The sequence below is a fragment of the Elizabethkingia miricola genome, assembly GCF_001675285.1.
In the GTDB taxonomy this organism is placed as follows: domain Bacteria; phylum Bacteroidota; class Bacteroidia; order Flavobacteriales; family Weeksellaceae; genus Elizabethkingia; species Elizabethkingia miricola.
In genome coordinates this window covers 12,369-24,960 of sequence record NZ_LSGQ01000006.1, presented here as the reverse complement: position 1 = coordinate 24,960, position 12,592 = coordinate 12,369, and the positions used below count along the sequence as shown (strand labels likewise).

The window sequence follows — 12,592 nt, the reverse complement described above, 5'->3', positions numbered from 1 at the left end:
AATTTAGGTTGTTGGTTTCTTTTTATTTCTCCGACCCCACCAGATTATAAATCCTGTTATTGGTAGTGAGGCACAGAAAAGACTCATGATAAATGCGAGAATTTTTCCGGGAAAACCGAAGAAAGCACCGACGTGCAGATCATAAGTAGCATCGGTAGCTCTCTGAGCCATTAACTTATCCTTGTGTGGACGGTTGAACAGAAGTTTTCCTGAATGTTCATCAAAAATCATCAGAGAGGATTCTCCGTAAGTGAATTCTTTTTCCTTGATGCGGACACTCAGATTATCGTGCTTGTGATCTGCTTCCGCGTGATCTTCCAGGTCGAGTCCAAACGAGTAGGCTTTTGGATAATGAGTTTTGACCTGCTCTATAATACGGTCTATAGTCGTTATTGTCTCTACAGATTCCGGTGCAGTTGTTTTGTACTGACTGTAATCGGGTGTAGCCGAGGAAAAACCATTCAGTAAGACATATAACCACACCTGGGTAACCCTGAAGGAATACATAATACCGGTAATAGCTACAATAACAGCGAGAAAAGACGCATAGAAACCAAGAATATTGTGTACGTCGTAGTTCTTGCGTCGCCAGCCTTTTACTTTCTCCCAGCGGAACCAAAGGCGTTGTTTGCGCATTTTTTTATTCTTTGGCCACCACAAGATAATCCCTGTAACCAGCATTATCACAAATATAATTGTAGAAGTACCTACAATAGTACCACCGATTTTATTGCTCAACAGCAAGGAACGATGTAATTCCATGCAGAAATAGAAAGGATTCTTCTTTATATCATATACTGCCAGTACCTTGCCGGTATATTGGTTTACATAAACGTTTTTATAAATAAGAATGTTGTTGAAGTAATTCCAGCCATCGGGGTTCCCTTTAATCAAACCAAATTCATAGGAACGGGCAGGGTCTATAGGAATGGTAACCTCTTCTGCTTTTACGATTTCGTTTTTCAGTTGAGAGTTAACGATATTCTTTAAGTCGTGTATTGGGATTGGTTTCTTGTGCTGAATATCTTTCTCTCCATGAAAGATGTGTTGCTTTCGCATTACAGCAGTAATGTCTTCATTAAAAACGAAAAATGCTCCGGAAAGAGAAACTACGAGTACTATAATGCCAGTAATGAGGCCGAGCCACAGATGGACTTTCAGAACATATTTCTTAAATGTACCCTTAGACTTCTTTTTATCTGTCTGTTGCATTCTTTATTACTATTTAGTCTTATTAAAAATAAATAAACTACAAATATAGCTTTATTTGTAATAATTCTAAACAGTGTGAGAACTTTATTTCACCCGAAAAACCTGATTTTTATTAGGCTTATAGGGAGGAAGGAAAATTGTCTGATAATATTTATTTAATAAAAAAGGATGCTAGAGCATCCTTTTCTTAATTATCTTCTGGGCATTGAGGTAAATACTCCATTTCAGTTGTTTTTTGACATGTACCAAAACAACATACATAATTTCCCGTACGACAGTCTCTACGGCTATGGCAAGTTTCTCCTTCACCACTTCCTTTAATAGCCTTTAGATCTTTTTTCGATAACTTTTTCATAATAAATTATTTATTTGGATAAGGTATAAATATAATGTTTGCTCACTTTATAATGATTTAATCATTTGGACATATAGGTAAGTATTCCAATTCTGTGGTTTTATAACATCCACCAAAGCAGCATACATAATTACCGGGTCTACAATCATAAGATGTATTACATGATTTCCAATCATCACTTCCTTTAATGTCTTTCAGATTTTTTTTTGATAACTTTTTCATAATAAATTATTTATTTGGTTAAGGTGTAAATATAATGTTTATTCACTTAAAAGTGACTTAATTGTAAAGATATTTATGATTTTAATAAACAGAGAAGTTTGATGTAGAAGGTAAAAATAAAAACAGCTGATAAAAATATCAGCTGCTCTTTTTAATTACTTCATTCTGCAACCTGCTGCATAACATGGTTCGGTATCCAAAGGACTGCATTGCATTTCCCAAAGCTCTATTTGCCTTGGTTTTGTACAAAATGGAAGAGCTTCATTAGGACCGATACCACCTACAACAGATTTAAGTTCGTTTCTGGAAATCTTCTTTAAATTTTTCATAATACTATATTTATTTGGTGTAGAGCAAATATAATACATTTATTCACTTTAAAGTGACTTATTGTGAAGAAATTTAAATATAAATGAATAGAAAATTGAAAGTTTTTAGCATTTAATTTTATCCAGATCATCAACAGCCTTTTGCATATCGTCGATGCTTGTATAGTTATCAAAGCATAAACCATAACTAACTCCGCAAGAAGCAGTATGATTATACCACATACTGCATGCTGCACTACCTTTTACATTTTTAAGATCATGTCTTGAAAGTTGTCGTAATTTTTTCATAATAAAATTTTTTTGATTCAACTTTCAAATTATAGATATATTTATCAATCTGCAAATAAATAGAGTATTACTTTTTCCTAAAGAATAACTTATTCATCATTAGTAATTCCTGAAAGCCGGAGATTATAAACAGATTGATTTATAGAAATTTTATACTTCATTTATAAATCAATTATATAAAAAGGCTTTGCTGATAAAAGCAAAGCCCCCTAAAATTTATCTTAGTATAATGTCAAAATTTTCAGACAATGTAGCTCTGATACGTTCCTGTTTTTCATTAATTTCATCATTTAGCAAGGTTCTTTCATTAGACCTGTACATAATGCGATAAGCTAAAGATGTTTTGTTTTCTTTACAAAATTTGTCCAGCAGGTCAATGCTTTCTACAAGATCATTACCTTCTTCTCGTATAACTTCACAGAGATTATTATATTCATTCCAGTTGCCTTCTTTATTCTCAGTATATTCGTTTACCCAGAATGATATGTCTTTATACACAGGTGGATATTTTGAATATTGCTGAAATTCGGTCAATCCATTTTCGAATTGTGAAATGAAACGTAAATCGTCTGTCCATAAATACCGTATATCGGGGATATTACAATAAGAAAGCAGCAAACGATCCAGACCTAATCCAAAAGCCCAGCCGGTACCTTCTATATTGCAGTTTTTTAGAATTTGAGGATGTATTACACCTGCTCCCAATACTTCCATCCATTCTTTATTTTGTAATACTTCTATTTGTAATGAAGGTTCTGTAAAAGGAAAATAATCATCTAAAAATCTATATTCTTTTCCGGGATATAAATACTGAATCAATCCTTCCAGTGTTTTCTTTAAATCATCCAGAGCATCAGCTCCGGCTGGTAAAATTTTTACACCTTCCATCTGATGGAAAACCGGATAATGAGTTTTGTCAATAGTGTCTTTGCGGTATACATCGCCCGAAGCAATGAATCTTTTATGGCCAGCCTTAAGCAGCATATTCTGATGTGCAGAAGTTTGTGTTCTAAGGACATGATCATTATCTGCATAATATGTATCATTTGCAGATCGGGCAGGATGATCCATCGGAATCAGTAAATCATCAAAGTTGTCTTTAATACTTACAATTTCATTTAAATCATCAAATACTGAAAAATCATTGAAGTATAATTGTATCTTTTCTTTTGACTGGCATACAGGGTGTAGTTTATTGTTATGCAGTTTTTTACTGCGCTTTTCATTTATTAGATTTGATATATTGTTCATAATTAAATAATTACTTTCTGCGACATTTGTATGTCGTAGATTTTTGATTTAAAATAAGGTGAGAATTTAATATGGTATATCTGTACGCAACAGACGTAGTTAATTATCTTGGCCCTTGGAGGCCAAAAAAGAAGAATGAAAATAATATGTTACGTCTGATGTTCATTATCTATAACAAATCTACAAAATATTATTAGAATAAAGACGATTAAAGATTATTAGATTGGTGGCTTACACTTTGGTTCTGATTACTTTTCTGTTAATAAAATAAGCCACTATAAGATTCGGAACCCAGCTTAGCCATGCTACAACGAGATAAGAATGCGCCGGATCCTTTGTTAGAATGGTTAATAGAGGAAGCCAGAGTCTAAGTGTAACGGCAGCAAAAGTACAGGCGTAGCTATAGATCATCAGTTGCTGGTGTTGTTTAATATTTCCTTTTCTGATCTGTGATAAAGCCATAACTGTTGTATTAAACCAAATGAGTCCCAGTAATATAAATCCGGTTGAAGATATGATGCCGCCATTAGCATAGAATCCCATATAAATTCCTGCAACAGAGCTTATGATAACCGATATTACATATAGTTTTCCGATATTTCTGTGTAGTTTTATATGTTTATTCCTGAACTTTTTACCAAACTGCCGCCACCCTATAAAAAGTGATAATCCACCAAAGATAATATGAGTATAAAATGCCAGTTTCCAAATCACATTATGAAGAACTTCTGATGATTTAGATCCCAAAAAAGTATACTTGTGATCAACAAAAGCATACATAAATGGATAAATTCCAATAAGGAGAGCAAAAATACAGATGATGGCAAATAAAAATTTCCTCATAACATATCGTTGAATTATTATGAAAACGGAATTTTAAGGATATATATATTTAAATCTCACATTGAAATATTAAACTTAAAATCAGAGCTTTAATTTATTCATTTTTTCCGGTTATGAGTTGAAAAGTTTTGTATTTTTAGTCCTTCTCTGTAATTGTATAAATATCATTATAATCCATAAAATGAATAGTAATAACGAAAGAGTATACAAAATGTCCTTTGCCGGTGTATATCCGCATTACATTCAGAAGGCTGAAAAGAAAGGGAGGACAAAAGCTGAGGTAGATGAGATTATCTTCTGGCTTACAGGTTACAATGAAAAAAGCTTACAACAGCACATAGACCAAAAAGCAAACTTCGAGGATTTCTTCAATCAGGCTCCAAAAATCAATCCGAATGTTTCAAAGATTACCGGAGTTATCTGTGGATACAGGGTAGAAGAAATAGAAGATCCGATTATACAGAAAGTTCGTTATCTGGATAAATTGATAGATGAACTGGCGAAAGGCAAGAGTATGGAGAAGATATTGAGAGAATAACTAGATAAAAATTGTATAAAACATTGAAATATAAAGACTGTGAAAATTTTCTATAAATGAAGAAAATTATATTTAAATTCTGGCTGGTTAATCTTCTGATCAGTATTCTGCTATTTTTCCTTTACAAAATTGTGATGATGGAAACAAAACAGACAGATACAACTTTCCTGGGGAATATTCTGTACATAATTGATATTTTGCTAAACTTAGGTTTTTCCTTGATCTATCTGGCTGTAATGGTTTTAGGTTCTTTATCTTTTTTTCTAAATCTAATAGAGAAAATCAGAAATAATTCTTTCTTGTCTTTTTTAGCATTTTCAGGAATACCGTTAATCTGTGTTATTTATTTAGGTACTAATGTTTTAATAGAGATATATCAATATAACTACAGCTTTATAATACGCCCATTAGTTTTTTTAATAGTTTATTTACTATGTACAGGGGTAGAATTTTTAATATTCAGAAAAAAAATAAAAAACTTAGAATCCTCACATTCAATAAAAATATAAGATATTTGGAAGTAAAGTAAGAACAATCAGCAAATAATACCTAAACAGATATAACAAACATGAAAAAAATGACAACCGGAGTTGCGATTGCAGCAATGTCTTTATTTATACTTTCCTGCAACAAGAAGAAAGCAGAGGATAGCAATGCAACACAGGATAGTATAAAAACAGAAGAAAAAAATACTTCACAAGCAACGTCTTCGACATTTAATATTGATGCCGTTCCTGTATCGGATAAAAATATTGGCGAATTTCCATTTTTCAATATGCCCGAAGGACTTGTTTCACAGAATAAACCTATAGAAAAGAAATATGATAAAGTATTTTTCCCGATAGGTGGTGTAATGACTCCGTTTGAAGGAAAAGTCTGGAAAGCAAATGTTGTTGTTAAAGAGGGAAGCGGTGAGCAATGGGCGCTGCCATATTTCGAGAAAAGCTTTGACGAAGCTATTACAGCAGTAGGTGGTGTTAAAATATTTGATGGCCAAATTACCAACGAAGAGTACGAAAAGTATAGCAAACAGGCAACAAACCTTGGTGAAGACGGAGATGTAGGATATGCCGGCGAAAATATTAAAGTCTATGTGATCAGACGTAAAGATCAGGGCAATATCTTTATTCAGCTAACAGGCAACAGTGCCAGCGGAAAAATTAATATTCTACAGGAAGAAGGTTTTAAACAAACTATTACTTTGGTAAAATCTGATGAGATAAAGAAGCAGCTTGATGAAAAAGGAAAAGCAGTACTTCATATTAATTTTGATACCGATAAGGCTACTCTGAAACCTGACGGATCCGATGCGGTAAAAGAAATTGTAAAAGTTCTGAACACAGATAAGACATTAAAAATTGCCATTAATGGTTATACGGATAACTCTGGTAATGCTGACCACAATCTGAAACTTTCAGATGCAAGAGCTCAATCTGTGAGAGGGGAAATTACCAAGGCAGGTATTGCTGAGGATCGTTTATCAGCAAAAGGTTTTGGACAGCAAAGCCCAATAGCAGACAATAATACTGAGGAAGGAAAAGCCCAGAACAGAAGGGTGGAACTTATAAAGAAATAGAAAGAATACTATTCAGCCTAAAGCTGAATTTTTAAAACAACAAACCATGTAATTAAAGAATTACATGGTTTGTTGTTAGATAATTAGTATAAAACCCCAACTATCATAAATCAGCTTACATGTATAGACAAAGCGCTGCTTTTTAATACTTTTGTATTATACTGCTCAATAATCAAATAATCTATGATAGAAGCACTCCATCTCAATATATCACGAAATATAGCAAGCTCTGAGGCAGATATAGCTAAGTTCTGTAATCTTTTTACTTCAAAATCGATTAAAAAGAAGGAGTTCTTATTGCGGGGAGGTGAAGTATGTAAGTTTGAAGCCTTTGTAACAAAAGGTCTTTTTAAAATATACCATATTGATATTAAAGGAGCTGAGCAGATTTTATATTTCGGAATGGAAGACTGGTGGCTTACTGATATCGACAGCTTTACCAATCAAGCACCTTCCCGGCTTTTCATAGAAGCAATTGAAGACAGCGAAGTACTGTTAATCTCGAAAACGGACAAAGATTTTGCTTATGAAAATTACCCCTGGGTAGAGAAGCTTTTCCGTATTATGACACAAAAAACACATACCACTTTGCAACGCAGGATGATAGATAACCTGAGTAAAACAGCCGATCAACGTTATCTGGATTTTATTGAAAAATACCCTTCACTTAATCAAAGACTCACAAATTTACAGATTGCGGCCTATCTTGGAATTAGTCACGAGTTTTTGAGTAAGATAAGAAGGAAGACAATGATTCGTAAATAAAATTGTAATTGGTTTTTAACCATTAATAAAACCCAGTAACGAAAGCATTTCTTTGTTACTAAGTTTCTGTTAACCGGTATTATAATATACGGTTACCTCCTTTCTTTTAGATACCTTCTGATTTTACCATTTTCATTTATTGAACTTGTTCAATGTTTTAGAGAGCACAGATGCTGAACTTTGCATTGTAAATAAAATATAAAACATCCACGGACACATAAATTATAGGCACTTTAATCTTTCTTAGCACAGTCACTTCATTATAAAGACTGTAGAATTTATAAAGATAATGGCGGTTAATTTATTGAACTAGTTCAAAGGAAGTAAGCGATTAAAAATCATAATTTTACAATAATGAAATCAGTATTTAAAACAACATTATTCACAATTTTAACATTATTCACTATGTCAGGTAAAGCACAAAATTTTAAAACAATTCAGGCAGGTAAATTTAATCTGGATGTATTCAATGCTTCAGAAAATAGCTTTGGTGTAGCATCTGTAATTGTATCAGGCAAAACAGACGCTGTATTAATAGATGCTCAATTCACATTGGCAGATGCGGAAACAGTTGCACAAAAAATTAAAACATCGGGTAAAAACCTTAAAGCGATATATATATCACATAATGATCCTGATTTTTATTTCGGTCTGGAGGTTTTCAAAAGACATTTTCCCGGAGTAACTGCTTATGCAACTCCTAAAGTAGTAGACGCAATAGCGCAGACGGCACAGAAAAAGCTGGATGTATGGGGTGGACAGCTGGGGGCAGCAGTAACCAGTAATGTAGTATTGCCACAGGTATTAAAAGGAAACAGCATTGAGCTGGAAGGTGAAAAACTGGAAATTACAGGTTTAGAAGACTTCCCGGCCAGAACATTTGTATATATTCCATCTGCAAAAGCAGTTGTTGGTGGTATCAACGTATTCGGAAACTCTTTCAATCTTTGGATGGCAGATGCGCAAACACCGGAAGCCCGTTCTAACTGGATTAAAGTACTGGATAAGATCATTGCATTAAAACCATCAATAGTAATCCCTGCACACGGAAAATTAACAGATGCAACAGATTTAACATCTGTAAAACACACCAAAGATTATATTCTTTTCTATGAAGAAGCGCTAAAAACCAATAGTACTTCAGAAGCATTAATAAAAACGATCAAAGCAAAGTATCCTGCACTTACTTTTGAAACTGCTCTTCAGATTGGTGCGAAAGTGAACACCGGCGAAATGAAATGGTAACGGAATTATATGAAATCAATAATCTACAGCCTGATAGTTATACTTCTGTTATCAGGCTGTAATTCAAAAAATAATACAGCGATGACCAATTTAGAAATTGTAAAAAGCACTTACGAAGGAAAAACTTCGGAAGAAAACGGAAGAGCATTAGCAGCTCATGTTGCAGAAAATGTACAATGGACTGAAGCAAAGGGTTTCCCGTATGCAGGAACATATACAGGTCTGGAGGAAATTACAAAAAATGTTTTCAGCCGTCTTGGAAGCGAATGGATTGATTACAAATTCACACCGGAAGATTATGTGGCCAGTGATAACAAAGTAGTGGCCTTTGGAACTTATACAGGAATAAATAAAGTCACTAACAAAGCTTTTGCGGCAAGAGTAGCACACATCTGGCATCTGGAGCATGGTAAAATTGTTAAGTTTGAACAGTTTGTAGACAGCAAGACCGTAACGGATGCAATGCAATAAATAAACTGAGTTTCCTGATAATTTGTTTTATCAGTTATAGGAACCAGAATACAATTTAAAAATACAAAATGATGAAACTAATATATATAATGGATCCACTTTGCGGATGGTGTTATGGTAACTCAGACAATCTACTGGAATTGTTTGAAAAGTATAAGAATGATATAAAATTTGAGATTCTTCCTGGTGGAATGTGGGTTGGTGAAAACGTGCGAAGACAATCGCCACAAATGGTCAGTTTCTTTCTGCGTCACGATACAGTAGTTGAAGAACACACCGGAATAGAGTTTGGTAATGCCTACAGAGAATTGTTGAAACAGGAAATAGTATTAGACAGCGAAATCCCTTCAAGAGCTATTGTAACCATACAGAATATAGCTCCTGAATTAACGGTTCCTTTTATGGTAGCAGTACAAAAAGCAAGGTATTATTTTGGAAAAGATTTGAATCTGGATGAAACTTATCTTTCTGTTGCAGAAGATTTAGGGATCGATGAGCAAACATTTCTTGATTACTTTCACTCTGATAAAGCCAGAAAGGAAACCCGAAATACCTTTCAGAAAGCTGTACAATTTGCACAATCCTTCCCTACTATGCTGGTAGAAAATAATGGTAAGTATACGGTTATCGAACAAGGTTATGCCTCTCTTTCTGATCTGGAACAGCGTATTGAAGCATTAAAGAACTAAGCACCTCACTAATAGATTTATTTCAGCATAAGACATTCGGTGTTGCTAATGCTGAAGAAACGTATAAAAGAGACCATATCCCAAAATAGGTCTCTTTTATTTTTTGATCCAGATCATAGTTTTAGCTGTCAGAGCTGTCTAATTTCGCAGCATAATTATTTGTGTATGGCAGAACTTGAAAAAATTATCTGGATTTCTATTATTCTTATTGTTATTATTTCGGTGAAAGACAGGCTGAAACTGGCATTGCCTATTTTATTGGTAGTGGTAGGATTGTTATTAAGTCTTACCCAACTGATACCATCTATAGATATGAGTCCGGAGATGATTTTTTATGTCGTACTTCCACCTATTTTATTCGATGCTGCATGGAATACCTCTATTCCGGATTTCAAAAAAGAGTTGCCAAAAATATCTTTGCTGGCAGTAGGACTGGTATTTATTACCACCACAGTTATTGCTGTTGTTGCCCATAGTATTATTCCCGGATTTACCTGGCCGCTGGCTTTTATATTAGGCGCCATTATATCGCCGCCAGATGCTGTAGCAGCAACCAGTATAACAAGGGATTTGCCGCTTCCTAAAAAACTGATAACCATACTGGAAGGAGAAAGCCTTCTGAATGATGCTTCCGCGCTAATAGCTTATAAATGTGCTGTTACGGCAGTGCTTAGCGGGGTGTTTTCTTTTTGGAATGCAGGTGTACAGTTTGTCAGCATTAGCCTCGGAGGGATTGTTATAGGGCTATTAATCGGTTTTGTATTTCTTAAGATACACCGTTTTCTGAATGGTAACAGCAATACAGAAACTTTTGCCATTGTTCTGTTACCGTTTGCCACTTATAGTCTGGCAGAACATTTGGATTCTTCGGGAGTTCTGGCTGTAGTAGCTCTTGGAATGTTTCTTTCATGGAATTCATTTTCCCTGTTTAGTTCTGTAAGCCGGATTCAGATGGGGCATTTCTGGGATGTTATTATTTTTATCCTCAACGGTTTGGTATTCCTTATCCTCGGAATGCAGCTGCCACAGATTGTTGCAGCTATACCACATTCAGAGCTTCCTGTTCTTATTCTTTATGGTTTGTTGATGTTTGGCATTTTGATTTTGATCCGGTTGTTGATAACCTTTACTTTTCCCGTGTTTTCCGGGAAGAAAAACGGCTATAAAGATGTTTTGCTGCCACGCTTTCGCAAGGAATATATTATTCTGTCCTGGTCGGGAATGCGTGGGGTAGTATCTTTGGCTGCTGCTTTGGCTTTACCCCTGTATACTAATAATGGTGCACTTATAGAACAACGGAGTACTATATTATTTGTATCATTTGTTGTTATTATTTTTACCCTGCTTATACAAGGACTTACACTACCTAAACTGATAAAGTTGATTAAACCCGCTTCGGAAGAAAAGCAGTATGAAAAGGAACTGAATATTCTGTTAATTGAAAAATCACTTTCCTGTCTACAGACCATGCATCCCCAGGATGAAATGTCACGGGATATTATTGCTAGAATGGCTGAAAAGCTAAAAAAAGAAGAATTAGAACTCTTCGGAAACAATGCTGGTAATACAGATGTTATGGCAAAGAAAGAATGGCGGGAAACCTATTTCAGAATAGAATTGGAACTCATAGATTTTCAGCGTAAGGAGCTTGTGAAATGCTATCGTAAGGGAGAATATGAGCTGGAAGAGATACGGAAAAAAGAACAGGAACTGGATTTCTGGACAACGACGGTTTATCATGAGGTAGAATCTCTGAAGGTGTAGTATCAATAGATCCATTATAATCTAAAATAGAAAAATACAGATGCTGTTCGTTTTTTGACTCAGATCAATGTTTATCTGTTTCGATGTGATGATCTTTGCTGGCGTAATAATTATGACAGAACTTATATCAAATAAAAACTTACTTAAAATGATGGAGCAGAAAATAACTAAAAAGATACGGTCTGTATTTACAGTAAAACATAAAGAATATATTACGCCACATCTTATCCGTGTCGTATTTAATATGGATGATGAACAGACAGAATTGCTGGCCGGTGTAAGACCTGGATCCAATAATAAGATATTTATTCCAGTGGGTAATGATGGACAGGAAACAATAGTAAGAACCTATACCAACCGTAAAATAGATCTGGAGAAAAATGAGCTTAGCGTTGACTTTGTAGCACATGGTGATAATGGTCCCGCATCAGCATGGGCATTGAAGGCAAAAGCCGGAGATCATCTGGGAATCGGCATGAAAGAAAGTTTAAGGCCACTGGTTCCGGAGTCAGATCGTTATTTACTGGCAGGAGATGCAACGGCTCTACCTGTTATTAGCGCTATCCTGGAACAGCTTCCTTCAGAAGCAAAAGCAAAGGTTTTTCTGGAAGTCCCTACAAAAGAAGATGAGCTGATGTTGTGTTCTGCAGCCAGTGTAGAAACGGAATGGTTATATAACGCGGCTCCTGAGGAGGGAAGTGATCTGGCAAAACAGGTAAGGGCATTTGAATTTCCGGATGATGATCTGAAAAAGTATGTGTATATCGCTGCAGAATATGCAACAGTAAAAGATTTGCGCAGCTATTACAGAACAGATAAGGGCTGGAATCCCCGCGAAATGTATGCTTGTTCTTATTGGAAGGCAGGAGTTTCAGAAGATGAAGCATCTGAAGATTTGAAGAACTGAAACTAATTAATAACAGAATATTTACAGAACCCGCCTAAAGGGTTTCTGTAGGTATTCATCATTAAAATTAGCTTTTATCTGTTTCAAAAAAATGCATCAGATAACTTAGTATATATAATTTTTGAAAATCTATTAAA

The 12,592-nt window shown here is 34.7% G+C and carries 15 protein-coding genes; 8 read left to right on the top strand and 7 right to left on the bottom strand.

Features of this window, described 5'->3' with window-relative positions:
• Nucleotides 1-3: 3 nt before the first annotated feature.
• The 7 genes from ATE49_RS07950 to ATE49_RS07935 form a co-directional block, all read right to left on the bottom strand.
• Nucleotides 4-1,212 (bottom strand): PepSY-associated TM helix domain-containing protein, encoded by a 1,209-nt coding sequence (locus ATE49_RS07950; RefSeq protein ID WP_065081732.1) that lies wholly within the window; start codon nucleotides 1,210-1,212, stop codon nucleotides 4-6.
• A 187-nt stretch (nucleotides 1,213-1,399) separates the two neighbouring features.
• A complete protein-coding gene (locus tag ATE49_RS20175) occupies nucleotides 1,400-1,567 on the bottom strand; it encodes a hypothetical protein (RefSeq protein WP_155759296.1) in 168 nt (55 codons plus the stop codon).
• A gap of 57 nt (nucleotides 1,568-1,624) precedes the next feature.
• Nucleotides 1,625-1,789, bottom strand: a complete 165-nt coding sequence (locus tag ATE49_RS20170; RefSeq protein ID WP_155759295.1) for a hypothetical protein — start codon at nucleotides 1,787-1,789, stop codon at nucleotides 1,625-1,627.
• A gap of 155 nt (nucleotides 1,790-1,944) precedes the next feature.
• Complete coding sequence (locus ATE49_RS20165; protein ID WP_155759294.1) at nucleotides 1,945-2,118, bottom strand: bacteriocin-like protein; 174 nt, start codon at nucleotides 2,116-2,118, stop codon at nucleotides 1,945-1,947.
• Nucleotides 2,119-2,223: 105 nt separating this feature from the next.
• The gene (locus ATE49_RS07945; protein WP_024567231.1) at nucleotides 2,224-2,406 is read right to left on the bottom strand and encodes a bacteriocin-like protein; all 183 of its coding nucleotides are present in this window, start codon (nucleotides 2,404-2,406) and stop codon (nucleotides 2,224-2,226) included.
• Between the two features lie 216 nt (nucleotides 2,407-2,622).
• Nucleotides 2,623-3,657, bottom strand: coding sequence for a PheS-related mystery ligase SrmL (srmL, locus tag ATE49_RS07940; protein ID WP_065081731.1), 1,035 nt, complete (start codon nucleotides 3,655-3,657; stop codon nucleotides 2,623-2,625).
• 231 nt (nucleotides 3,658-3,888) lie between these two features.
• Nucleotides 3,889-4,500, bottom strand: a complete 612-nt coding sequence (locus tag ATE49_RS07935) for a DUF2306 domain-containing protein (protein WP_065081730.1) — start codon at nucleotides 4,498-4,500, stop codon at nucleotides 3,889-3,891.
• Between the two features lie 181 nt (nucleotides 4,501-4,681).
• Here ATE49_RS07935 and ATE49_RS07930 point away from each other — a divergent pair, with 181 nt between their 5' ends.
• The 8 genes from ATE49_RS07930 (at nucleotide 4,682) to ATE49_RS07890 (ending at nucleotide 12,455) form a co-directional block, all read left to right on the top strand.
• A complete protein-coding gene (locus ATE49_RS07930; RefSeq protein ID WP_065081729.1) occupies nucleotides 4,682-5,038 on the top strand; it encodes a DUF2200 domain-containing protein in 357 nt (118 codons plus the stop codon).
• 568 nt (nucleotides 5,039-5,606) lie between these two features.
• Nucleotides 5,607-6,614, top strand: a complete 1,008-nt coding sequence (locus tag ATE49_RS07920) for an OmpA family protein (RefSeq protein ID WP_065081727.1) — start codon at nucleotides 5,607-5,609, stop codon at nucleotides 6,612-6,614.
• A 183-nt stretch (nucleotides 6,615-6,797) separates the two neighbouring features.
• Nucleotides 6,798-7,379, top strand: coding sequence for a Crp/Fnr family transcriptional regulator (locus tag ATE49_RS07915; RefSeq protein ID WP_065081726.1), 582 nt, complete (start codon nucleotides 6,798-6,800; stop codon nucleotides 7,377-7,379).
• A gap of 405 nt (nucleotides 7,380-7,784) precedes the next feature.
• Entirely contained in the window at nucleotides 7,785-8,624 is an 840-nt protein-coding gene (locus ATE49_RS07910) for an MBL fold metallo-hydrolase (RefSeq protein WP_260255970.1), read from the top strand.
• Nucleotides 8,625-8,705: 81 nt separating this feature from the next.
• Entirely contained in the window at nucleotides 8,706-9,095 is a 390-nt protein-coding gene (locus ATE49_RS07905; protein ID WP_024565699.1) for a nuclear transport factor 2 family protein, read from the top strand.
• A 68-nt stretch (nucleotides 9,096-9,163) separates the two neighbouring features.
• Entirely contained in the window at nucleotides 9,164-9,784 is a 621-nt protein-coding gene (locus ATE49_RS07900) for a DsbA family protein (protein WP_233174288.1), read from the top strand.
• A gap of 165 nt (nucleotides 9,785-9,949) precedes the next feature.
• Nucleotides 9,950-11,548, top strand: coding sequence for a Na+/H+ antiporter (locus tag ATE49_RS07895; protein ID WP_065081723.1), 1,599 nt, complete (start codon nucleotides 9,950-9,952; stop codon nucleotides 11,546-11,548).
• A 112-nt stretch (nucleotides 11,549-11,660) separates the two neighbouring features.
• Nucleotides 11,661-12,455 (top strand): siderophore-interacting protein, encoded by a 795-nt coding sequence (locus ATE49_RS07890; protein WP_233174287.1) that lies wholly within the window; start codon nucleotides 11,661-11,663, stop codon nucleotides 12,453-12,455.
• Nucleotides 12,456-12,592: the final 137 nt, after the last annotated feature.